Source organism: Halomonas faecis (assembly GCF_010993975.1).
Classification (GTDB): domain Bacteria; phylum Pseudomonadota; class Gammaproteobacteria; order Pseudomonadales; family Halomonadaceae; genus Halomonas; species Halomonas faecis.
The window spans coordinates 74,026-97,084 of record NZ_JAACZO010000056.1; the positions used below are offsets into that span (position 1 = coordinate 74,026).

Below are 23,059 nucleotides of genomic sequence, written 5' to 3' on the forward strand. Positions count from 1 at the left end.
CCCTGACATTCAGCATGGAGACGTCCGCGAGCCCATGAGCGCCCTCGTCTATCTCGATTATGCCGCCACCACCCCGGTCGACCCGCGCGTCGCCGAGGCGATGAGCCGCCACCTCACCCTGGATGGCATCTTCGCCAATCCCGCCTCGCGCAGCCATATGCTCGGCTGGCAGGCGGAGCAGGCAGTGGAAGGCGCACGCCGCCAGGTCGCCGATGCCATCGGCGCCGACCCCCGCGAGATCGTCTGGACGAGCGGCGCCACCGAGGCCGACAACCTGGCGCTGACCGGCTTGTTGCGCGGCTGCCGGGCACGCGGCCGCCACCTGGTGACCTCCATCGTCGAACACAAGGCGGTGGTCGACACCGCCACGGCGCTGGAGGCCGAGGGCTTCGAGGTCACCTGGCTCACCCCGGGCCGCGACGGCCGGGTCACGCCCGAACAGTTGCGCGAAGCGCTACGCCCCGACACCGTGCTGGTCTCGCTGATGGCGGTGAACAACGAGCTGGGCTGCATGCACGACCTGGCGGCACTCGCCGAAGTCGCCCACGCCGGCGGCGCCGCCTTCCACGTCGATGCCGCCCAGGCGGTGGGGCGCATCCCGCTCGACGTCGAGCGGCTCGGCATCGACCTGCTGTCGCTTTCCGGACACAAGGCCTACGGCCCCAAGGGCATCGGCGCGCTCTACGTCAGGCGTCATCCCGACATCCGCGTGGAGGCCCTGATCCACGGCGGCGGGCACGAGCGCGGCATGCGCTCCGGCACCCTGCCCACCCACCAGATCGTGGGCATGGGCGAGGCCATTGCCCTGACCACCGCCGAAGGCGAGGCCGACCAGGCACGCATCACCGGCCTGCGCGACCGCTTGCTAGCCGGCCTCGCCGACCTCGACGGCATCCATCGCAATACCGACCTCGCCGTATCGGTACCCAACATCCTCAACCTGGCCTTCGAGGGCGTCGACGGCGAGTCGCTGCTCATGGCGCTGCGCGACATCGCGCTTTCCACCGGCTCGGCCTGCAACTCAGCGAGCGTCGAGCCGTCCTACGTGTTGAAGGGCATCGGCGTACCGCGCTCGTTGGCACTGGCTTCGTTGCGCTTCAGCTTCGGCCGGTTCACCACCGAGGCGGACATCGACCAGGCGCTGGCCTCGCTGCATCATGCCCTCACCGGCCTGCGGCGCTAGCCGCTCCATCCACCCTTGCAGGAGAACCACCATGGCACACCTTTCGATCACCGATGCCGCTGCCGAGCAGATCCGCCAGGTGCTCGAGGAGCGCGGCCACGGCTTGGGCCTGCGGGTCTCGGTCAAGCCCAGCGGCTGCTCCGGCTACAGCTACGTGCTCGACTTCGCCGACCAGGCAGCCGATGACGACATCGCCTTCCAGGAACGCGGCGTGACCGTGTATGTCGCCCCCGACGCCCTGGAGATGCTCGACGGCAGCGAAGTCGACTACGTCAACGAGGGGCTCAACCGCTTCTTCCGCTTCAACAACCCCAACGTCAAGGATCAGTGTGGGTGCGGCGAGAGCTTCAGCGTCTGACTCGCGTGCCACTGGAGCAACGATTGTTCAACGTCCGTCAGGAGCGTTATACTCTGCGCCCACTGCATTTGCGCTGAACCGTCTGCGCCGAGCTGACGGCCGACGCATCTTCTTTCGAAGCGCCGCGCCTGCCGACTCCACCGCGAGTTTCGGTAAGGCGTGGCGCTATCCTCATCTGCACCGCCCACGGAGAGTACGCCCATGGCAACCGAACGCACCCTGTCCATCATCAAGCCCGACGCCGTCGCCAAGAACGTCATCGGCGAGATCGAGAGCCGTTTCGAGAAGGGCGGTCTGGCCATCGTCGCCGCCAAGATGCTGCACCTGTCTCGCGAGCAGGCAGAAGGCTTCTACGCCGAGCACAAGGAACGCCCCTTCTTCAACGACCTCGTCGGCTTCATGACCTCAGGGCCGGTGGTCGTGCAGGTGCTGGAAGGCGATGACGCCATCGCCGCCAACCGCGACTTGATGGGCGCCACCAACCCCAAGGAAGCCGCGCCGGGTACCATCCGCGCCGACTTCGCCGAAACCATCGACGCCAACGCCGTGCACGGCTCCGATTCTCCCGAGTCCGCGGCACGCGAGATCGCTTATTTCTTCGAAGCGAACGAAATCTGTTCTCGCGGCTGAATGCATGCCTTGCGGGGGCCATCATGGTCCCCGCCTCCAGCCCATCCCCATAGCGTGATGCCATGACCGCTGATACCGCTCCTCAGAAAACCAACCTGCTCGGCCTGTCCCGGGAGGCGATGGAAGACTTCTTCCTCGCACTCGGCGAGAAGAAATTCCGCGCTGCCCAGGTGATGAAGTGGATCCACCACGAGGGGTGCGACGACTTCGCGGCCATGACCAACCTCTCCAAGACACTGCGCGAACGCCTGACCGAGGTGGCCGAGATCCGCGGCCCCGGCGTCGTCTACGAAGGCACCTCCAGTGACGGTACGCGCAAGTGGGTGCTGGAGGTAGAAGACGGCAGCTACGTCGAGACGGTGCTGATCCCTGCCGACGACGGCAAGCGCCGCACCCTGTGCGTTTCCTCTCAGGTGGGCTGTTCGCTCGACTGCAGCTTCTGCTCCACCGGCAAGCAGGGTTTCCAGCGCAACCTCACGGCCGCCGAGATCATCGGCCAGGTGTGGGTCGCCCAGCGCAGCGTCGGACCGCGCAAGGACACCGCCAACCGCCCGGTGACCAACGTGGTGATGATGGGCATGGGCGAGCCGCTGATGAACTACGACAACGTCGTGCCGGCGATGAAGCTGATGCTCGACGACAACGGCTACGGACTCTCCAAGCGTCGTGTCACGCTTTCCACCTCTGGGGTGGTGCCGATGCTCGACAAGCTCGGCGACGAACTCGACGTGAGCCTGGCCATCTCGCTGCACGCCGCCAACGACGAGCTGCGCAACGAGCTGGTGCCGCTCAACCGCAAGTACGACATCCGCACGCTGCTCGATGCCTGCCAGCGCTATCTCGCCAAGTGCGACGACACGCGCATGGTCACCATCGAGTACACCCTGATCAAGGACGTCAACGATCAGCAGGTGCACGCCCGGGAGCTGGCCGAGCTGCTGCACGAGCTGCCGTGCAAGATCAACCTCATTCCCTTCAATCCGTTCCCCCACTCGGGGTACGAGAAACCGTCGCGCAACCAGGCGATGCGCTTTCAGCAGTGGCTGTATGAGCTCGGCTACACGGCACCGATCCGTACCACCCGCGGCGACGACATCGACGCCGCCTGCGGCCAGTTGGTAGGGCGGGTGAAGGACCGCACTCGCCGCCACGAACGCTACATCCGCTCGATCCAGATCGACGCCGACTGAGCCGTGCCTGCCTTGACTTCAGTCCGGCACGGCGCTTTGATGGACAGGCTTTTCGCCATGGTCGGCCTGCATGCCTGTGTCAGCGCCACCGGTCCAATGCACTCCGTGAAGAGGATGCCATGACGCGTCATCCCTCGCTGCCACCTCGCTCCTTGCCCCTGCCACTCGCGGCAGTCCTGGCCGGGTCGCTGTGGCTGGGCGGCTGTGCGGGCACGCTGGAGCGAGTCGACGACGCTGACGGCGGCGCCGCCGAAGCCTACACGCGGCTGGGGGTCGCTTACCTAGAGCGCAACAACCTGCCACGCGCCATGTCGGCCCTGGATCGCGCTCTGGAGCATGACCCTGCCGCGCCGGAAGCACTGCAAGCCATGGCCGTGGTCTACCAGCGACAGGGCGAGGACGAGCTCGCCGACGAAGCCTTTCAACGCGCCTTGAAAAGCGATCCCGAGCTAACGCGAGCGCGCAACAACTATGCCGCCTTTCTGTATGACCGGGGCCGTACCGCAGAAGCCTGCGAGCAGCTCGAGCGCGCCACCCAGGATACCCAGTACCGCCGTCGCGCTCAGCTGTTCGCCAATCTCGGGCGTTGCCGTCGCGAGCAGGGCGAGTTCGACGCTGCCCGCACGAGCCTGGAACGGGCCGTCAGTCTCGACCCCCGCTATGCCGCGGCCTATCTGCGCCTGGCCGACCTGGCACTGGCCGAGGGCGAACCCGCCCAGGCTCGGCGCCAACTGGAACGCTACATCAGCCTGGCCGGCGAAACGGCCGAGGCCCGCGCGCTGGCCGACGAAATCGCCACTGCCCGCAGCACCGACGACACAGTGCGCGGTGACCCAGACGCTCCCTGAACAACGCTTATCATGAAGGATGCTCAGCCATGAGCGACACCCACGACACCGATGCCGCCGATCTCGTGTCACAGAGTTCCTCTCCCGGAGAGCTGCTGCGACGCGAACGCGAGACGCAGGGCCTCAGCCGAGGCGAGGTCGCCACGGCCCTCAACCTGCGTCCTGCCGTGGTGGTGGGCCTGGAGGAGGACACCTACGACCAGGTGCCCATCGCGACTTACCGCCGCGGCTACCTACGTGCCTACGCCCGCCTGCTGGGCATCGAGGAACGCCCCATCCTCGACGCCTACACGCGCCGTTTCGGCCATGAGGAACCGCCGCAGCACACCACGCCGGTCCAGGTCACCAAGCCACCGTCGCGGCTCGGCGCCTGGCTGTTCAAGCTGGTCACCCTGCTGGTCATCGCCGGCCTCATCGGACTGACTCTGGTATGGTGGCAGAGCCGCGGCGGCGGCGAACCGCCCGACCTGAGCGACAGCAGTCCGGTCTCCGTGGACGGCCTCGACGGCACCTCGTCGGTGGTCGAAAGCCCAGAGCAGCCAACCGATGACGAAGGGCTGCCACCGCTACCGGAAGAAGGCGTCGACCCCCTGAGGGGCGAGCCCGAGGCTTCCTCCGTGCCCGACGACGCCCTCACCGCAGCCGATCGCGTCGACCCGAGCGCCAGCGAGACGCTTTCGGCCACCACGCCGGCCGAGCCCGAGGCAGCGGATGCCGAGACGGCCGGCGAGACCGCCACCGGCTCGGCCTCCGCCGAGGCGCCGACAACCGCCGACGCCGACGACCGGGACGTCGCTGACATCGGCGACGCAGCCTCCATCGCCGACGCCGAAGCGGCATCCCCGACACCCGACTCGGCAAACGCCAGCGATGCCGCTACCGAGTCGGACGCCGGCAGCGCGGAAGCCGCCGCCAACGTGCTGACGTTCACCTTCAACCAGCAATCGTGGACCGAAGTGTTCGACGCCAACGACGAGCGCATCTTCGTGGGACTGCAGGAACCCGGCACCACTGCCCGCGTCGAAGGCGAACCGCCGTTTCGACTGACCGTGGGCAACGCCACCGGCGTCGAGCTCGAATGGCGCGGCGAGGTCGTGGACATCCCCGGCCGCGCTGGCGCCAACAACGTCGCTCGCTTCACTCTGGGAGAATGATCCGCCGCCATGCATGCACCATCCCCCATCGTTCGTCGCCCGTCACGCCAGATCCATGTCGGCAAGGTTGCCGTCGGAGGCGATGCGCCCATCTCCGTGCAGAGCATGACCAATACCGACACCCTGGACGTGGCTGCCACCGTGGCGCAGATCCGTCAGCTCGAGGCCGCTGGCGCCGACATCGTGCGCGTCTCGGTACCGACCATGGACGCCGCCGAGGCGTTCGGGCGCATCAAGCGTGAAGTGGCGGTACCCCTGGTCGCCGACATCCACTTCGACTACAAGATCGCCCTGCGCGTCGCCGAACTGGGCGTCGACTGCCTGCGCATCAACCCCGGCAACATCGGCCGCGAGGATCGCGTCCAGGCCGTGGTCAGCGCCGCTCGCGACAACGGCATCCCCATTCGCATCGGCGTCAACGCCGGCTCGTTGGAGAAGGATCTGCAGAAGAAGTATGGCGAACCCACCCCTGCCGCACTGGTGGAATCGGCCATGCGCCACATCGATCACCTCGACCGCCTCGACTTTCCCGACTTCAAGGTCAGCGTCAAGGCTTCCGATGTCTTCATGGCGGTAGCCGCCTACCGCGAGCTGGCCTCGCGCATCGAGCAGCCGCTGCACCTGGGGATCACCGAAGCCGGTGGGCTGCGCTCGGGCACCGTGAAGTCCTCCATCGGCCTGGGCATGCTGCTCATGGACGGCATCGGCGACACCATCCGCGTATCGCTGGCCGCCGACCCCGTCGAGGAGATCAAGGTCGGCTACGACATGCTCAAGAGCCTGCGTCTGCGCAGCAAGGGCATCAACTTCATCGCCTGTCCCAGCTGCTCGCGCCAGAACTTCGACGTCATCGGCACCATGAATGCACTCGAGGAGCGTCTCGAGGACGTCATGACCCCGCTGGACGTCTCGGTGATCGGCTGCGTGGTCAACGGCCCCGGCGAAGCCAAGGAGAGCGACATCGGGCTCACCGGCGGCAGCCCCGCCAACCTCGTTTACCTCGACGGCAAGCCCGCCTCCAAGCTGCGCAACGACCACCTGGTCGATGACCTCGAGCGCCTGATCCGCGAAAAGGTGCGCGAGAAGGAGCAGGCAGAACGGGACGTGATCGCTCGCGGCGACTGAGCCGAGCGACGACAAGGAGCCAGCATTGAGCAAGTCCGCAAACAGTCAGAAGAAGATCCAGGCCATTCGTGGCATGAACGACCTGCTACCGGATCAGTCGGCCCGGTGGCAGTACGTCGAGGGCGTCGTAGCGACATTGATGCGCCGCTACGGCTACGCGGAGATTCGCACGCCCATCGTCGAGCAGACGGCATTGTTCGCCCGCTCCATCGGCGAGGTCACCGACATCGTCGAGAAGGAGATGTACACCTTCGAGGATCGCAACGGTGACAGTCTGACCCTACGCCCCGAAGGCACGGCTAGCTGCGTACGCGCCGCCATGGAGCACGGCCTGCTGCACAACCAGACTCAGCGCCTGTGGTACCAGGGGCCGATGTTCCGTCACGAACGGCCGCAGAAGGGGCGCTATCGGCAGTTCCACCAGTTCGGCGTGGAAGCTTTCGGCCTGGACGGCCCCGACATCGACGCCGAGGTGATCCTGCTCTCGGCTCGCCTGTGGCAGGAGCTGGGCCTGGCCGAGCACGTCACCCTGGAGCTCAACTCCTTGGGTTCCCACGAGGCTCGGGCGGCCTACCGCGAGCGTCTGGTGGCCTATTTCGAAGCACACCTCGAGGTGCTCGACGAGGACTCGCGGCGCCGACTCACCACCAACCCCTTGCGCATCCTCGATTCCAAGAACCCGGACATGGCCGCCATGCTGGCCGACGCACCGCGGCTGATGGACCACCTCGACGCCGAATCCCGCGCCCACTTCGAGGGGCTCACCGCCCGCCTCGAGGCGACCGGCATCGACTATGTGATCAATCCGCGCCTGGTTCGCGGGCTGGACTACTACGGTCGCACCGTCTTCGAATGGACCACCACGGCACTCGGCAGCCAGGGCACGGTGTGCGCCGGCGGCCGCTACGACGGGCTGGTGGAACAGCTGGGCGGCAAGCCGACCCCGGCAGTGGGTTTTGCCCTGGGGGTCGAGCGACTGATCCTGTTGCTCGAAACGCTCGAACTGATTCCCGCCAGCATCGAAGACACCCTCGACGTCTACCTGATCCCTCTCGACGACAGTGCCGAGGGACCAGCACAGTTGCTGGCCGAGGAACTGCGCGGCGAACTGCCCGAACTGCGCCTGCAACTGCACTGCGGCGCCGGCAGTTTCAAGAGTCGCATCAAGAAAGCCGACAAGAGCGGCGCCCGCCTGGCGCTGCTGCTCGGCGAAGATGAACTCAGCCAGCAGCGGGTGACCGTCAAGTTCCTGCGCGAGGCACGCGACCAACAGCATCTCCCGCGTGAGACGCTGGCCGTGTGTCTGTCCGAATGGCTGGCCCAGGCGCCGGCCTGACGAAAGCCGCGCCGAGATACGCCGCAGCCAAGGCCGCAACCCAATTGCCGCAAGTCAAAGGAGACCGCCCGTGGCGGAGCTGAGAACCGAAGAAGAACAGGTAGAAGCGCTCAAGCGCTGGTGGAAGGAAAATGCCGTATCGCTGATTGCCGGCGTAGCCATCGCCGTTGCCGGCGTGGTGGGCTGGAACGCCTGGCAGAGCTATCAGGACAACCAGGCGACCGCCGCATCCATGCGCTACCAGCAGTTGGTCAACCTGGCCGGCACCGGCAACCTGGAACTCGCCAACCTGGAAGAGGCTCGCTCCCTTGCCCAGGAAATCGTCACCGAACATGACAGCAGCCTGTATGCCGACCTCGCACGCCTGCTCGAGGCACGCCTGGCGGTCCAGCAGGACGACCTCGACGGCGCCCGCAGCGCCCTGCAGGCAGTGATCGACGCCGATCGCCATGCCTATCTGCCCGGACTCGCACGGCTGCGCCTGGCACGCCTGATGCTCGCGTCCGGTGACGCGGAGGCGGCTCTGGACACCCTGGAGTCCGGCATTCCCGACGCGCTCGCTGCCCAGCGGGCCGACGTGCGCGGCGATGCCTATGCAGCCCTGGAGCGCCGCGACGAGGCACGCGATGCCTGGCGCGAAGCCCTGTCGCTGGCAGAGCAGCGCGACCAGCCGCTGTTCGGCGTGGAACTCAAGCTCGACAATCTCGGCATGGAAGAGGCCACCCTATGATTCGCAACAAGACCCCTCTCGTTCTCATCGCCACCCTGGCCGTGGTCCTGGCCGGCTGTGCCAGCAAACCGGAACCGCGCAACGCTCCCAAGGAACTTCGCGATTTCGACGCCACCACCGAACTCGACAGCGACTGGGGACGCAGCGTGGGCGATGGCCTGGGACGAGCGCGCAACCCCATTGCCCCGGCCCGGGATGGCGGCACCCTTTTCGCTGCCGATGCCAGCGGCCTGGTGAAAGCCATCGACGCCGACAGCGGCCGCCAGGTCTGGCAGACGCAACTCGATGTCGACGTTTCCAGCGGTCTCACCGCCGTTGCCCAGCGGGTCTACCTGGGCACTCGCAACGGCGAGGTGCTCTCCCTCGACCAGGAAAACGGCGAGATCGAATGGCGGGCGGACGTGCCTAGCGAGGTCCTCGCGGCTCCGCAAGCCACCAACCAGCTGCTCATCGTCCAGAGCGGAGACGGCACCGTAACGGCTCTGGATCGCCGCACCGGCGACGAGCGCTGGGCGCACACCAGCACCGAACCCGCATTGACGCTACGTGGCACCGGCACGCCACAGGCCATCGACCCGGTGACCTTCGTCGGCCTGGGGAGCGGTCGCCTGGTGACGCTGGACAATCGCAACGGACAACCCATCTGGGAGCGGCGCATTGCCGTACCCCGGGGGCGCAGCGAGATCGAGCGCCTCGTCGACCTGGACGGCCAGCCGGTACTGACTCCCGACGGCCGTCTGTTCGTCACCAGCTACAACGGTCGTGTTGTCGCTCTGGAGGCCACCAGCGGCGAGGTGCAGTGGCAGCGCGAACTCTCCAGTTACCTGACCCCAGTGCTGGTGGGCGACCGGCTGTACGTGGTCGATGCCACCAGCCATGTCGTCGCCCTGAACGCCGACACGGGCGACGAACTGTGGCGCAACGACACGCTCGAAGGACGTCGATTGACCGCTCCGGCCTTTGCCGACGGTCACCTGGTGGTGGGCGACTTCGCGGGGTACCTGCATTTGATCGATACTCAGAACGGCAACCTTGCGGCACGTACTCGGATCGACAGTTCCGGCATCAGCGTACGCCCGCTCACCGACTATCGCCGCATCTACGTACTGGCCAACGATGGCCACCTCGAGGCCCTGGAAATCCGCGAATGACACCCGTGATCGCCCTGGTCGGCCGCCCCAACGTGGGCAAGTCGACCCTCTTCAACCGCCTGACCCGCTCCCGGGACGCCCTGGTGGCCGACTTCGCGGGTCTGACCCGCGACCGCAAGTACGGTAATGGCCTGTTGGGCGACAAGGCCTACACGGTCATCGATACCGGCGGCATCAGCGGTGACGAAGAGGGCATCGACGCCGCCATGGCCGAGCAATCGCTGGCGGCCATCGACGAAGCCGACATCGTGCTGTTCATGGTCGACGCCCGAGCCGGCCTTCACGTGGCCGACGAGGCCATCGCCAACCACCTGCGCGTCAACCAGAAGAAAACCTGGCTAGTGGTCAACAAGACCGACGGGCTCGAAGAGCACGGCGCCATGGCCGAGTTCTGGGAGTTGGGCCTGGGCGAACCCCACCCCATCGCCGCGGCCCACGGGCGCAACGTCACCACACTGATCGAAACCGTACTCGCCCCCTTCCCCGAGCGCGACGAGAGCCTGCCCGCCGACACCGGCAGCAAGGGCATCCGCATCGGCGTGATCGGCCGCCCCAACGTGGGCAAATCGACCCTCGTCAACCGCCTGCTGGGCGAAGAGCGCGTGGTGGTGTTCGACGAAGCGGGCACCACTCGCGACGCCATCGAGATCCCTTTCGAGCGCCGCGGCAAGCCCTACGTGCTGGTGGATACCGCTGGCGTGCGGCGACGCAAGAACGTCCGCGAGGTGGCCGAGAAGTTCTCGATCATCAAGACCCTCGAGGCGATCAAGGCGTGCCATGTCGCCGTCATGGTGCTCGACGCGCGCTCGGGGCTCGTGGAACAGGATCTTCACCTGCTCGATTACGTGCTGACCACCGGCCGCGCCCTGGTGCTCGCCGTCAACAAGTGGGACGGCCTCGAACAGGAGGCCAAGGAAACGATGCGCGCCGAAATCAAGCGCCGCCTGGGCTTCGCCGACTATGCCGACCTGCACTTCATTTCGGCACTGCACGGCACTGGCGTGGGCGATCTCTACCCGTCCATCGAGCGCGCCTTCGCCTCGGCCAATGCTCACTGGTCGACCAACCGCCTCACCACCCTGCTGCAGGACGCCGTCGCCCAGCATCCGCCACCGCTGATCCACGGCCGGCGCATCAAGCTGCGCATGGCCCACCAGGGCGGCAGCAACCCGCCGATCATCGTCGTCCACGGCAACCAGACCGGCTCGCTGCCCGAAGCCTACAAGCGCTACCTGACCAACACCTTCCGCAAGGTGCTCAAGGTCAAGGGCACACCGATTCGCTTCGAATTCCGCTCGGGCAAGAACCCCTACGACCCCCTGGCCGGCGCCAGCGACCGCGAGAAGGCCAAGCAGCGCGAGCTGGGCCGCACCCGCGAGGCGCGCAGCCGCCGTCGTTGACCTCCGACCGCCCGCACGGTCATGAGGGGCATGCGTATCAACGCTGCCCCTCGTGCAGGCGACGCCGCCCCACCCACTCGCAGGCGAACTGCCAAGCACCGCGACCGCTGCGCCCGCCGCGCAGGGTAGCGAAGCGGATCGCTTCGGCGCGCGCTTCGGCGTTCCAGTCGTGGGCATGGCCGAGCCGGGTCACCCAGTGGCAGCAGGCTTCCAGGTAGGTATCCTGATTGAACGGATAGAAACCCAGCCATAGCCCGAAACGGTCGGAAAGCGAGATCTTCTCTTCCACGGCATCGCCGTGGTGCAGTTCGTCGCCAACCCGCTGCGAAGCCTGGTTGTCGTCCAGCGATTCGGGCAGCAGGTGACGGCGGTTGGAGGTGGCGTAGAGCAGCACGTTTTCCGGCGGTCCGGTCAGTGCACCGTCGAGCACGCTCTTCAACGCCTTGTAGGCATCGTCGTGCCCCTCGAAGGAGAGATCGTCGCAGTAGACCACGAAACGCCGCTCGTGGCGGCGCAGCTGAGACACCAGCAGCGGCAGGCTGCCCAAGTCATGACGATCGATCTGCACCAGACGCAGCCCCTCCGGTGCCAGGCTGTTGAGCAGGGCCCGGATCAGCGACGACTTGCCGCTGCCCCGCGAGCCCCACAACAGAGCGTGGTTGGCCGGAAACCCCTGCAAGAAGGCACGCGTATTGTCGACCAGGGCCAGTTTCTGGCGTTCGATACCCAGCAGATCGTCTAGGCTCAGGGCGTCCCGGGGCGGTACCGGCAGCAGGTGGCCGCCCAGCGAATGGCGCTGCCACAGCGCGGCTACGTCGCGCGACCAGTCGACCTCCTGGGGCGTCGGCGGCAGCCAGTGCTCCACGTGATCCAGCAGGCGGGTCAGGCGACGGCTCAGCTCGGCGTCCATGGCGTGCTCCTTTTCCGTATCGGGCGGTTGACCTGGCAGGCGTTCAGGGTATCTTGTGGCGAACCCGGTCGCCCCGTCCAGAGTCATAGAAATCTGGAACCGATAGGAGCCCCTACCATGCGCTGGATCCCCTGCCTCGTCGTTGGTGCCCTCGCCATCGCGCTCGCCGCCTGCACCACCTCGCCCACCGGCCGCTCGCAGCTCACTCTGATGTCTGACCAGCAACTCGATCAGATGGGGCAACAGGCTTTTGCCCAGTATCAGGAGGAGCTTCCCTCGGTGGGCGGCGCACCGCAACGCTATGCGGAGTGCATCGCCAGCGCCATCGTCGACGTGCTGCCCGAGCGCGAGCGCAATCAGAACTGGCAGATTCGCGTCTTCGAATCCGAGCAGGCCAACGCCTTCGCCATGCCCGGCGGCTATATGGGACTCAACACGGGGCTGCTGGAGATCGCCGAGACTCAGGACCAAGTGGCCTCGGTGGTCGCCCATGAGATCGGCCACGTGCTGGCCCGTCACGCCAACGAACGCGCCTCCAACCAGGCCGTCACCCAGATCGGCATCTCGGCGCTCGGCTCCGCCGCCGGCCTCGAAGGCCCCGGCGGCGAGCAGATGATGGCGGCGCTGGGCCTCGGCGCCCAATACGGCATCCTGCTGCCCTTCTCGCGGCGCCATGAGAGCGAGGCCGACGCGATCGGCCTGATGCTGATGGCCGATGCCGGCTTCGATCCGCGTGCGAGCATCGCGCTGTGGGAGAACATGAGCGCCCAGGGCGGCGGCCAGCCGCCGGCGTGGATGTCGACCCACCCCAGCCATGGCCAGCGCATCGCTGGGTTGGAAGCGCAGATGAGCGAGGCGACGTCGCGCTACGAGCGGGCGCGCAGCGCTGGGCGAACGCCCAATTGCCCTCGCCCCTGAACCACCAGCGCACGGCGGCAGGCCGGCGAGGAGGCGCTGTGAATCCCTCCCTGGACGCTACATTTGCCATCCCTGGCAAATGACCTCCTCTTCGGCCTGCCCCCGGCACTCCTCAGACGTTGGCTGCAAGATAGCCAAGCCCACAACCAACGGGAAGACGCATGCTGAAACTCGGACTGCTGCTGCTGATCGTGCCGCCCCTGGCGCTGATGGGCCTCTATTTTCACGAGCTGTCGGCGGTGCGCGAATGCACCCTGATCGACGGCGGGCACTGGGACTACCTGGAGGGGGTGTGCCGCGACACGCGCCAGCCCTTCGTGCCCTGGGTGGAGCGCGCGCCCTGGCTGGTCAACGGCGGCATGCTGCTGTCGGTGGTGGGGCTGGTGATGGTGATGGCGCGCTTCTACGTCAGGAAGCGCTGAGCGAGCGGCGTAGCGCTTCCCGCACCGGCGCCGTCTCGGGCCGCTTGCCCCGCCACTGGAAGAACGACTCCGCCGCCTGCTCCACCAGCATGCCCAGGCCGTCTCGGCAACGCGCGCCGCGCTCGGCGGCCCACTGCAGAAAGACCGTGGGTTCGGCGCCGTACATCATGTCATAGGCGGTGGCGCCCGCGGCGAACAGGGCGTCGGGCAGCGGCGGCAGATCGCCGGCGAGACTCGCGCTGGTACCGTTGATCACCACGTCGAAGGGGCCGGCCACGGCATCGAAGCCGCCACCGGCGATTTCGCCCAGGTCGGTGAAGTCCTCGGCCAGGGCCGCGGCCTTCTCGGCGGTACGGTTGGCGACGAACAGGCTCGCCGGCGCCTCCGCCAGCAGCGGCTCCAGCACGCCGCGTACCGCGCCCCCAGCGCCCAGTACCAGAACCCTCGCTCCCTTCAATGTGACGTCGTGATCGACCAGGTCACGCACCAGCCCCACGCCGTCGGTGGTATCGCCATAGGTCTCGCCGTTGCCACCGAGGATCAGGGTGTTCACCGCCCCGGCGCGCCGGGCACGATGGCTCAGGGTATCGCACAGGCGGAAGGCTTCTTCCTTGAAGGGCACGGTGACGTTGGCGCCGCGGCCTCCCGCGGCCACGAAGGCGCGCCAGGCGCCGGCGAAGTCGTCGAGCGGCGCTTCGATGGCGGTGTAGTCGATCGCTTCACCGATCTGCTCGGCGAAGGCGGCATGGATCGCCGGCGACTTGGAATGGGCCACCGGATGGCCGAAGACGCAGTAACGGTCGGGCATGGAAACTCCTCGTTCAGTCGCTCGACTCGGCCTCGCCGAGCCAGTCGCGGGGGCGCAGATAATCCCGATAGAGGCGCTCTTCCGGGCTGCCCGGCTCGGGCCGCCAATCGTAACGCCAGCTCACCAGCGGCGGCAGCGACATCAGTATCGATTCGCTGCGCCCGCCGCTCTGCAGGCCGAACAGGGTGCCGCGGTCCCACACTAGGTTGAACTCCACGTAGCGGCCGCGACGGTAGAGCTGGAAGTCACGCTCGCGCGCGCTCCAGGGGGTGGCTCGGCGGCGCTGCACGATGGGCAGGTAGGCGCCGAGGAAGGCATCGCCCACCGCCCGCTGGAAGGCGAAGCTGGTCGCGAAGCCCCAGTCGTTGAGATCGTCGAAAAAGAGCCCGCCGACCCCGCGCGGCTCGTCGCGGTGCTTGAGATAGAAGTAGTCGTCGCACCACGCCTTCAAACGCGGGTAGACGTCCGCACCGAAGGGTGCGCAGGCATCCCGGGCCACGCGATGCCAGTGCACCACGTCATCGTGAACCGGGTAGTAGGGGGTGAGATCGAAGCCCCCGCCGAACCACCAAACCGGCGCCTCTCCGTCCTTTTCGGCGATCAGGAAGCGCACGTTGCCATGGCTGGTCGGCACGTGGGGATTCTCGGGATGCAGCACCCAGGAGACGCCCACGGCGTGAAAACTGCGGCCAGCGAGCTGGGGGCGGGAGGCCGTGGCCGAGGGCGGCAGGCGCTCACCATAGACGTGGGAGAAGTTCACCCCGGCCTTCTCGAACAGCGCGCCGTTTTCGATCACCCGCGAGCGGCCACCGCCGCCTTCGAGGCGCTGCCAGACGTCCTCGCGAAAGCCGGCACCGCCATCCTCGGCGGCCAGAGCGTCGCACAGACGCTCCTGCAGGCCGAGCAGGTAGCGTTTGACGTCTTCCAGGTTGGCCTGGGACATGCACCCTCCCGAATGCCAAGTTTCAGCCGCGCAGCACCCGGCCGCTGATCAAATCGCGAATGGTGCTGGGCCGCTCGAGCCCGCCGAGCTCGCCGGGAACGATGGCATCGAGCGCATCGCCGAAGGCCTCGCGCACCGCCGCCGCGCTGGTGGCCGGCGCCTCGCCGGCACGGTTGGCGGAGGTGGAGACGATGGGGCCACCGAAGGCCTCGCATAGCGCGATCACCCCCGGATGGTCGCTAACGCGCAGCGCCACGCTGTCGTGGGCGCCGCGCACCAGGGCGTGGGTACGGCCGTTATCGGGCACCAGCCAGGTGTTGGGGCCCGGCCAGCTGGCCACCAGCGGCGCATGCAGCGCCGGCGGCAGGCGCTCGAGCCATGGGCCGAACTGGGCGATGCTGGCCGCTACCAGTATCAGCCCCTTGGCGGGGTCGCGCTCCTTGAGGCGCAGCAGCCGGGCCACCGCCGCGTCGTCGTCCGGATCGCAGCCCAGCCCCCACACGGCCTCGGTCGGATAGGCGATCACGCCGCCCCGGCGCAGGGCGACAACGGCATGCTCGATCTGGCTGGCCTGGCTCATGGACACTCCTCGGAAGTCGACGCGACGCCACGCGAACGGGCGAGGATTCTATCACGCTCGCGACAGACGCACCCAGCCGCCCGGCGACTGTGCCACGCAGCCTTCGAGCTCCAGCTCGAGCAGGCGGCGCTGGCACTCCGGCACGTCGAGTCCGGTCAATGCCACCAGCGAGTCCAGCGGCGCCGGGGTATCGCTGAGCCAGCGCAGCAACGGATCGCTCGTCGCCTCGTCAGCCGCTTGCACCGGCGGCGTGGGCACGTGCACCGCCGCCCATTGGGAGAGCTCTTCGAGGATGTCGCCGACTCCGCGCACCAACACCGCCCCCTGGCGGATCAGTTGCAGGCAGCCCCGGGCCTGGGGGTTGTGAATGGAGCCCGGCAAGGCGAACACCTCACGGTTCTGTTCGCTGGCCAGCCGAGCGCTCACCAGCGAGCCGCTCTTCTCGGCGGCCTCCACGACCAGTACGCCCAACGACAGCCCGGTGACGATGCGATTGCGGCGCGGAAAGAAGCCGGCCCTCGCTCGAGTGCCGGGCGGATGCTCGGCGAGCAACAGGCCGCCCTCGGCGAGCAGCCGGTGATAGAGGGTGGCATGACGCGGCGGGTAGATGACGTCGACGCCGCAGCCCAGCACGGCGACGGTGCGCCCGCCTGCATCGAGAGCGGCACTCTGGGCGGCCCCGTCGATGCCCAGCGCCATGCCGCTGACCACCGCCCAGTCGCGCCCGACGAGTTCCCGGGCGAAGGCGGCAGCATTGGTCAGGCCCTCCCGAGTGGGGCGTCGGGAGCCGACGATGGCCAGCGTCGGCGGTACCAGCGCCGCCAGGTCGCCCTCTGCCCACAGCAGCGGCGGGGGGTCGGCGATTTGGGTGAGCAGCCTCGGCCAGGCGGAATGTCCGGGATACAGCAGATGGCGCGACGGGGCACTCTCGCTCCACGCCAGATCGGCTTCGACCTGCGCCTTCATCGGACTGCGGGTCGGGTGATCCAGCCACAGGCGCAGCGCCGTTGCCGCTTCACGCGGCAGATGGACCAACCAACCCTCAGGCCAGGCCGGCGCCGCTTCACTCAGCTCGGCCAGGCGGGCACTGCCCAAACCGGGCAGGCGCACGAGGGCCAGCCAGTCGCGCAACGGGGGCAGTGATGCAGTCATGGCGCTCACTGCCCCGCACGTCCGACGAGCGAAGCCGGGTTGCGCACTCGGTCACCCACCTCCAGGCTGCGCGTGGCGCGCATGATCAGGGCGTAGCTCAGCTTGTCATAGACACGGAAGACCATGGCCAGGCCCGCTTCCGTACCGGGCAGCCTGAGCGCCTCGCCGGTACGTGGATCGGCGACCTGCTCGCCGAGCTGCTCGACGGCCAGCACGTGGCCTGGCGCCAGGCCGTCGCGCCGGCCGCGATCGAGCGTCACCACCTGCAGGCGGCCGGCAAAGCGGACACCGCCGGGCACGGCCAGGATCTGGCCATCGATCTCGCTGTCGGGCGCGCGCGGCAACAACTCGCGATCCAGTTCGCGGCTCTCCAAGGGCAGCACGATGTCGTCGTCGCGAATCTCGCGGCTGGCGGAGGTCACCTGAAGCACGGCGATATCCGCTTCCTGACGCTCGCGGCGCACCTGGCCGATACTCTCCAGCTCCAGCCCGAGCACCTCGCCGGTCGCTTCATCGACGTAGCGCTCACCGCGTCGATAGACTCCATAGAGGGAACCCGAGGCCAACTCGCCGCGGGCATAGAGGCGATCGCCGGCACCGCTGATGATACGCCGGTCGTCACCGGCCACCACGTAGGCCAGTTCCTCCAGATTCTCCGGGTCATCGACCACCCGATGATCGCGCAGGAAGTGGCGTATCGACTCCAGAGGAATCGGCGCGATCGCTTCGCGGGGCGGAATTCGCCGCACCTCCGGCGACAGGCGAACCACGTTCTGGCCCCGCTCCAGCCCCAGGCAGGGTCGGCCATTGCAATCGTAGAGAAAGATCGTGTCGCCAGGGTAGATCAGGTGGGGGTCGTCGATCTGGGGATTGACTCGCCACACCTCGGGCCACTGCCAGGGGTGATGCAGGAAGCGCCCGGCAATGTCCCACAGGGTATCGCCGCGCACCACGGTGTAGCGCTCGGGCGCCTCGTCACGCAGCCCGCGATCCCAACTGGGTGCTTGAGCCCACGCCATCGCCCCCCACAGTGCGACGATCACCGCCAGAGTCGCCCGCATGCCTCTCCAACTTGCGCTCCCCTTCATCCCTGCCGTCCCCCTGCTCGTCGCGGTCGAGTCTCCCGGGCCCTGGCGACCGGGAACCGCACCCGCATGATCGGGTCGGTATGCTATAGTCGCACGCTATGGCCCACATGCGGGGCACAGTGGTTTCCCCGCTGGCCCCGACCACCTAGAATAAGGCCATCCCCTGAATCAAGCATAACGGTGATACCAACGCCATGGCCAAACTACCCATCCTCGAATTTCCCGACGAGCGGCTGCGCACCCAAGCCGCTCCGGTCGAGGCGGTCGATGACGCGGTACGTCAGCTGGTCGACGACATGCTCGAAACCATGTACGACGCCAACGGTATCGGCTTGGCCGCCACCCAGGTGGACGTGCATCGGCGGGTGATCGTCATGGACGTCAGCGACGACCGCGCCCGACCGCTGGTGCTGATCAACCCCGAAGTCACGCCGCTCGGCGACGAGCGCGAGCCCATGTCCGAAGGGTGCCTGTCGATTCCCGAATACTATGCCGAGGTGCCGCGCGCGCTCCGGGTTCACCTCAAGGCACTGGACCGCGATGGCTCGCCCTACGAGCTCGAGGCCGACGGCCTGCTCGCCCACTGCATCCAGCACGAACACGATCACCTGGAAGGCGTGCTGTTCGTCGACTACCTCTCGCCGCTCAAACGCGACCGGGTGCGCAAGAAAATGGAAAAGCGCCACAAGCAGATGCAGCCCGCCTGAGAGGTGCATTCGCCATTCGCGAAGGCCGGGTTCACACCCCGGCCTTCGTCGTTGGGGCCGCCTCCGTTATCATGGACCTTCCGCTCACCGGCAAGGCCCGAGACATGTCCCGATCCCTGCGCGTCATCTTCGCCGGCACGCCCGACTTCGCCGCAGCGAGCCTCACGGCACTGCTCGAGAGTCGTCACGCCGTCGCCGCCGTCTATACCCAGCCCGACCGCCCTGCCGGACGCGGCCGCCAGCTATCGGAAAGCCCGGTCAAGCGGCTGGCGGGCAGCCACGGCCTGCCCGTACTCCAGCCCGAGAGTCTCAAGACCAGCGCGGTACAGAACGAATTGGCCGCCCACGCCGCAGACGTCATGGTGGTGGTGGCCTACGGTCTGATCCTGCCGCAGGCGGTGCTGGAGATCCCCAGGCTGGGCTGCCTCAACGTCCACGCTTCGCTGCTGCCGCGCTGGCGAGGCGCAGCCCCCATTCAGCGCGCCATCGAGGCTGGCGACGCCGAGAGCGGCGTGACCATCATGCAGATGGACGAAGGGCTGGACACCGGCGACATGCTGCTCGTAAGGCGCACGCCGATCACCGCCACCACCACCGGCGGCGAGCTCCACGACACCCTGGCCCGGCTCGGCGGCGAAGCGCTGGTCGAGGCCCTGGACGCCCTGGCGGAGGGAGCGCTCTCCGCCACTCCGCAGCCCGCGGAGGGTGTTACCTACGCCGCCAAGCTCTCCAAGTCCGAGGCCGAACTGGATTTCCGCGAGCCCGCCGAGCGACTCGCGGCCAAGATTCGCGCCTTCAACCCCTGGCCGGTGGCCTGGTGTCCTCTGGGCACCGCCAGACTGCGCCTGCTGATGGCCGAAGCGAGCGCCCCCCGCGCTGGTGAGTCGGCGCAGCCCCCGGGAACCCTGCTAGCCCCCGATACCGATGCACTGCGCATCGCCTGCGGCACTACCGGTAGCGAGGTCCTGCGCGTCACTCGCGCCCAGCTACCCGGCGGCAAGCCGCTTCCTGCCCGCGACCTGCTCAACGCCCGTCACGCCAGCCTGGCTCCAGGCCAGCCGCTGGGCGCCACCAGCCAGGAAGACCAGCCATGACCCGCTCCACTCCACATTCACGCAATGGCACACGACACGGCGAGATGACCGATGGCGGCCAGGCCGTGCGAGCCAGCGCCGCCCGGGCCCTGGCACCGGTGATCGCCGGCAAGGGATCGCTCAACGACCTCGACGACCATCAGGTGGTGGCCCGCGACCGGGCGCTGTTCAAGGCGCTCTGCTACGGCACCTGCCGCACCCTGCCACGCCTGGAAGCGCTCGCCGACCGGCTGCTCAAGAGCCCCTTCAAGGCCCGTGATGCCGATGTCCAGGCACTGCTGCTGCTGGGCATCCATCAGCTGCTCTACCTGCGCATCCCCGCTCATGCCGCCGTGGGCGAATCGGCCGGCGCCGCCCGCCTGCTCGGCAAGGAGTGGGCCACGCGCGTGATCAACGGCTGCCTGCGCCGCCTGCAGCGCGAATCCGCCGCTCTGCAAGCCGAAGTGGACCGCGACCCGGCCGTGGCGCTGCTGCATCCGCGCTGGCTACTCAAGACGCTGCGCCAAGCCTGGCCCGAGGACTGGCGTGCCATTGCCGAAGCCAACAACGTACCGGGGCCCATGACGCTGCGCGTCAACCGCCGCCGCGGGGATCGCGAAGCCTATCTGTCTCGCCTTGCCGATGCCGGTTTCGAGGCACGCTTGTGCGCCCATGCTCCCGACGGCCTGACACTGGAGACGCCCTGCGACGTCCAGGCACTACCGGGCTTCGCCGAGGGCGATGTCAGCGTGCAGGACGAAGCCGCGCAGCTCGCGGCGGAAATGCTCGGCCCGGTCCTGGCGCCGCGCCCCGGCGGCCGGGTGCTCGACGCCTGCTGCGCCCCCGGCGGCAAGACCGCCCACCTGCTGGAGCTCTTCGACATCGAGCTCGTTGCCCTGGACAGCGATGCCGTGCGCCTGGCCCGGGTCGAGGATACCCTGGCGCGCCTGGGGCTCTCGGCCATCCTGATGCATGCCGATGCCACCACTCGCGACTGGTGGGACGGCACCCCCTTCGACGCCATCCTGCTCGATGCGCCCTGCTCCGGCACCGGAGTCATTCGCCGCCACCCCGACATCAAGCGCCTGCGCCGCCCCTCGGACATCGCCAAGCTGGCCGACCTGCAGCGCCGACTGCTCGACAGCCTCTGGCCACTGCTGCGCCCGGGCGGCACCCTGGTCTATGCCACCTGCTCGATACTGCCCGAGGAGAACAGCGACCAGGTCGGGGACTTCCTGTCACGCACGCCCGACGCCCGGGACACGACGCCGACGGATCTGAGCTGGGGTCGTCCTGCCACCATCGGGCGCCAGCTGCTGCCGGTAGTGGACCATCACGACGGCTTCTTTTATGCCAGACTGAATAAAGCGGCCAGTTGAGCCGCCGCTATCGGTCACTCATCAACGGGGAGGCGCCATGAGCCACCACGTCTACAAGCACATCGAGCTCACCGGCTCCTCGGAGCTGGGCATCGAAGACGCCATCAACAACGCCATCGTCAAGGCTTCCGAGACGCTGCACGGCATGCGCTGGTTCGAGGTCACCGATACCCGCGGCCACATCGAGCATGGCCGCGTGGCTCACTGGCAAGTCACCCTGCGGATCGGCTTCACTCTCGACTGAAACCCGCTGCCTGGGCCGGATGAGGCAGTACAATCGCTGACGACGAGGTGCGCCGGGGACAGGTCAAAGAGGAGGTCTTTTGCCATGGATGGCAAAAGTAGCGCCCAGGGACGGGTTAACAGCGCCTCCTCGCAGACCTGTCGACGGATCAGCACCGAGTCAACTTGCTATCTGAGATAGCGCTAGCCGGAGAGGGCCTGTTCCCTAACAGGCGGCTGGTTTATGCTAGCCGCTACTGTATTGCGGCGCACAAGGTGCGCCGTCGTCGATTCCGGCGCCCCGGACAGCGGACAACGACCCAATGAAGATCATCATTCTCGGTGCCGGCCAAGTCGGCGGCACCCTGGCCGAACACCTGGCCCGCGAAGAGAACGACATCACCGTGGTGGACACCAACGGCGACAAGCTGCGCGAGCTGCACACCCGGCTCGACATCCGCACCGTCGTAGGGCCCGGCTCCTACCCGGTGGTGCTGCGCCAGGCCGGTTGCGAGGACGCCGACATGCTGATCGCGGTGACCAGCCGCGACGAAGTCAACATGATCGCCTGCCAGGTGGCCCACACCCTGTTTCGCACTCCCACCAAGATCGCCCGGGTCCGCGCCACCGCCTACCTCACCCGCAAGGGGCTGTTCGCCCACGAGGCGATCCCCATCGACGTGCTGATCAGCCCCGAGCAGGTGGTCACCGACCACATCCGCCGGCTGATCGAGCACCCCGGCGCCCTTCAGGTGCTCGAATTCGCCGGTGGCCTGGTGCAGTTGGTGGCGGTCAAGGCCTTCTACGGCGGCCCTCTGGTGGGCCAGGAACTGGGCTTTCTGCGTCGACACATGCCTAGCGTCGACACCCGAGTGGCGGCCATCTATCGCCGCAACCGACCGATCATCCCGCGTGGCGACACCACCATCGAGGCCGACGACGAGGTGTTCTTCATCGCCGCACGGCGCGACATTCGCGCGGTGATGAGCGAACTGCGCCGGGTCGACCGCGACTTCCGCCGCATCATGATCGCCGGCGGCGGCAACATCGGCGAGCGCCTCGCCGAACACCTCGAGCACAGCCACCAGGTGAAGATCATCGAGCACGGCATCGAGCGCTGCACGGTGCTCTCCGAACGCCTCGACCGTACCGTGGTGCTGCATGGCAGCGCCACCAGCAAGCGCCTGCTCGAGGAGGAGAACATCGAGGACTGCGACATCTTCTGCGCGCTGACCAACGACGACGAGGTCAACATCATGTCGTCGATGCTGGCCAAGCGCATGGGCGCCAAGAAAGTGCTCACGCTGATCAACAACGCCGCCTACGTCGATCTCGTCCAGGGCGGCGAGATCGACATCGCCATCTCGCCCCAGCAGGCCACGATCGGCAGCCTGCTGACCCACGTGCGGCGCGGCGACATCGTCAACGTCCACTCGCTGCGCCGCGGCGCCGCCGAGGCCATCGAGGCCATCGCCCACGGCGATACCCAGTCTTCCAAGGTGGTGGGGCGCTCCATCGGCGAGATCGATTTGCCCAACGGCACCACCATCGGTGCCATCGTACGCGGCAAGGAAGTACTGATCGCCCATGACGACGTGGTGGTGGAATCCGGCGACCACGTGATCCTCTTCGTCATCGACAAGCGACGCATCCGCGAAGTGGAGCGTCTCTTCCAGGTCGGGCTGACGTTCTTCTGATGCGGTTGCCGACCTTGCCTCCCCCCGTCGGCCCGGCGTCGCGGTTGGCGCCTGC

General features: G+C 67.6%; 24 protein-coding genes. 18 read left to right on the top strand and 6 right to left on the bottom strand.

Features of this window, described 5'->3' with window-relative positions; all coding sequences use genetic code 11:
• The first annotated feature begins 34 nt into the window (after nucleotides 1–34).
• The 11 genes from GFD32_RS16180 to der all read left to right on the top strand — a co-directional run bounded on the left by GFD32_RS16180 (nucleotide 35) and on the right by der (nucleotide 11,105).
• The gene (locus tag GFD32_RS16180; protein WP_163577633.1) at nucleotides 35–1,183 is read left to right on the top strand and encodes an aminotransferase class V-fold PLP-dependent enzyme; all 1,149 of its coding nucleotides are present in this window, start codon (nucleotides 35–37) and stop codon (nucleotides 1,181–1,183) included.
• Between the two features lie 31 nt (nucleotides 1,184–1,214).
• The gene (locus GFD32_RS16185) at nucleotides 1,215–1,541 is read left to right on the top strand and encodes a HesB/IscA family protein (protein ID WP_163577634.1); all 327 of its coding nucleotides are present in this window, start codon (nucleotides 1,215–1,217) and stop codon (nucleotides 1,539–1,541) included.
• 201 nt (nucleotides 1,542–1,742) lie between these two features.
• Nucleotides 1,743–2,171: a nucleoside-diphosphate kinase gene (gene ndk / locus GFD32_RS16190; RefSeq protein ID WP_163577635.1), complete on the top strand. Its 429-nt coding sequence runs from the start codon at nucleotides 1,743–1,745 to the stop codon at nucleotides 2,169–2,171.
• 62 nt (nucleotides 2,172–2,233) lie between these two features.
• Entirely contained in the window at nucleotides 2,234–3,361 is a 1,128-nt protein-coding gene (gene rlmN / locus GFD32_RS16195) for a 23S rRNA (adenine(2503)-C(2))-methyltransferase RlmN (protein ID WP_163577636.1), read from the top strand.
• A gap of 119 nt (nucleotides 3,362–3,480) precedes the next feature.
• Nucleotides 3,481–4,209 (top strand): type IV pilus biogenesis/stability protein PilW, encoded by a 729-nt coding sequence (gene pilW, locus GFD32_RS16200; RefSeq protein ID WP_163577637.1) that lies wholly within the window; start codon nucleotides 3,481–3,483, stop codon nucleotides 4,207–4,209.
• A gap of 29 nt (nucleotides 4,210–4,238) precedes the next feature.
• Nucleotides 4,239–5,363: a RodZ domain-containing protein gene (locus tag GFD32_RS16205; RefSeq protein ID WP_163577638.1), complete on the top strand. Its 1,125-nt coding sequence runs from the start codon at nucleotides 4,239–4,241 to the stop codon at nucleotides 5,361–5,363.
• Between the two features lie 9 nt (nucleotides 5,364–5,372).
• A complete protein-coding gene (gene ispG / locus GFD32_RS16210) occupies nucleotides 5,373–6,488 on the top strand; it encodes a flavodoxin-dependent (E)-4-hydroxy-3-methylbut-2-enyl-diphosphate synthase (protein ID WP_163577639.1) in 1,116 nt (371 codons plus the stop codon).
• Between the two features lie 25 nt (nucleotides 6,489–6,513).
• A complete protein-coding gene (gene hisS / locus GFD32_RS16215; RefSeq protein ID WP_163577640.1) occupies nucleotides 6,514–7,824 on the top strand; it encodes a histidine--tRNA ligase in 1,311 nt (436 codons plus the stop codon).
• A gap of 70 nt (nucleotides 7,825–7,894) precedes the next feature.
• Nucleotides 7,895–8,554 carry a YfgM family protein gene (locus GFD32_RS16220; protein WP_163577641.1) on the top strand — a complete coding sequence of 220 codons (660 nt, stop codon included), beginning with the start codon at nucleotides 7,895–7,897 and terminating at the stop codon, nucleotides 8,552–8,554.
• Nucleotides 8,551–9,705, top strand: a complete 1,155-nt coding sequence (gene bamB / locus GFD32_RS16225) for an outer membrane protein assembly factor BamB (RefSeq protein WP_163577642.1) — start codon at nucleotides 8,551–8,553, stop codon at nucleotides 9,703–9,705. Before GFD32_RS16220 ends, bamB begins: the two co-directional genes overlap by 4 nt.
• Nucleotides 9,702–11,105 carry a ribosome biogenesis GTPase Der gene (gene der, locus GFD32_RS16230; RefSeq protein ID WP_163577643.1) on the top strand — a complete coding sequence of 468 codons (1,404 nt, stop codon included), beginning with the start codon at nucleotides 9,702–9,704 and terminating at the stop codon, nucleotides 11,103–11,105. Before bamB ends, der begins: the two co-directional genes overlap by 4 nt.
• Nucleotides 11,106–11,142: 37 nt before the next feature.
• On the opposite strand, the gene GFD32_RS16235 is transcribed toward der, so the two are convergent.
• Nucleotides 11,143–12,015: an ATP-binding protein gene (locus tag GFD32_RS16235; RefSeq protein ID WP_163577644.1), complete on the bottom strand. Its 873-nt coding sequence runs from the start codon at nucleotides 12,013–12,015 to the stop codon at nucleotides 11,143–11,145.
• A gap of 117 nt (nucleotides 12,016–12,132) precedes the next feature.
• On the opposite strand from GFD32_RS16235, the gene GFD32_RS16240 reads away from it, so the two are divergent.
• Entirely contained in the window at nucleotides 12,133–12,933 is an 801-nt protein-coding gene (locus GFD32_RS16240) for a M48 family metallopeptidase (RefSeq protein WP_163577645.1), read from the top strand.
• 161 nt (nucleotides 12,934–13,094) lie between these two features.
• A complete protein-coding gene (locus GFD32_RS16245; protein WP_163577646.1) occupies nucleotides 13,095–13,355 on the top strand; it encodes a hypothetical protein in 261 nt (86 codons plus the stop codon).
• Here GFD32_RS16245 and aroE read toward each other — a convergent pair.
• Genes aroE through GFD32_RS16270 form a run of 5 tightly spaced genes read right to left on the bottom strand, consistent with a single transcriptional unit; the run spans nucleotide 13,342 to nucleotide 17,899 of the window.
• On the bottom strand, nucleotides 13,342–14,163 hold the full coding sequence (aroE, locus tag GFD32_RS16250) for a shikimate dehydrogenase (protein WP_163577647.1): 822 nt from the start codon (nucleotides 14,161–14,163) through the stop codon (nucleotides 13,342–13,344). The two genes, GFD32_RS16245 and aroE, sit on opposite strands and share 14 nt — an antisense overlap.
• 13 nt (nucleotides 14,164–14,176) lie before the next feature.
• Entirely contained in the window at nucleotides 14,177–15,106 is a 930-nt protein-coding gene (hemF, locus tag GFD32_RS16255) for an oxygen-dependent coproporphyrinogen oxidase (RefSeq protein WP_163577648.1), read from the bottom strand.
• A 22-nt stretch (nucleotides 15,107–15,128) separates the two neighbouring features.
• Nucleotides 15,129–15,686, bottom strand: a complete 558-nt coding sequence (locus GFD32_RS16260; protein ID WP_163577649.1) for an L-threonylcarbamoyladenylate synthase — start codon at nucleotides 15,684–15,686, stop codon at nucleotides 15,129–15,131.
• 51 nt (nucleotides 15,687–15,737) lie between these two features.
• Complete coding sequence (gene dprA, locus GFD32_RS16265; protein WP_163577650.1) at nucleotides 15,738–16,838, bottom strand: DNA-processing protein DprA; 1,101 nt, start codon at nucleotides 16,836–16,838, stop codon at nucleotides 15,738–15,740.
• Between the two features lie 5 nt (nucleotides 16,839–16,843).
• Nucleotides 16,844–17,899, bottom strand: coding sequence for a LysM peptidoglycan-binding domain-containing protein (locus GFD32_RS16270; RefSeq protein WP_163577651.1), 1,056 nt, complete (start codon nucleotides 17,897–17,899; stop codon nucleotides 16,844–16,846).
• A 221-nt stretch (nucleotides 17,900–18,120) separates the two neighbouring features.
• On the opposite strand from GFD32_RS16270, the gene def reads away from it, so the two are divergent.
• The 5 genes from def (at nucleotide 18,121) to trkA (ending at nucleotide 23,004) form a co-directional block, all read left to right on the top strand.
• Complete coding sequence (def, locus tag GFD32_RS16275) at nucleotides 18,121–18,633, top strand: peptide deformylase (RefSeq protein ID WP_163577652.1); 513 nt, start codon at nucleotides 18,121–18,123, stop codon at nucleotides 18,631–18,633.
• A 104-nt stretch (nucleotides 18,634–18,737) separates the two neighbouring features.
• Entirely contained in the window at nucleotides 18,738–19,727 is a 990-nt protein-coding gene (gene fmt, locus GFD32_RS16280) for a methionyl-tRNA formyltransferase (RefSeq protein ID WP_163577653.1), read from the top strand.
• Nucleotides 19,724–21,085 (top strand): 16S rRNA (cytosine(967)-C(5))-methyltransferase RsmB, encoded by a 1,362-nt coding sequence (rsmB, locus tag GFD32_RS16285; protein ID WP_205599155.1) that lies wholly within the window; start codon nucleotides 19,724–19,726, stop codon nucleotides 21,083–21,085. Before fmt ends, rsmB begins: the two co-directional genes overlap by 4 nt.
• 37 nt (nucleotides 21,086–21,122) lie before the next feature.
• Nucleotides 21,123–21,329: a dodecin gene (locus tag GFD32_RS16290; protein WP_089687513.1), complete on the top strand. Its 207-nt coding sequence runs from the start codon at nucleotides 21,123–21,125 to the stop codon at nucleotides 21,327–21,329.
• 301 nt (nucleotides 21,330–21,630) lie between these two features.
• On the top strand, nucleotides 21,631–23,004 hold the full coding sequence (gene trkA, locus GFD32_RS16295; protein ID WP_163577654.1) for a Trk system potassium transporter TrkA: 1,374 nt from the start codon (nucleotides 21,631–21,633) through the stop codon (nucleotides 23,002–23,004).
• Nucleotides 23,005–23,059: the final 55 nt, after the last annotated feature.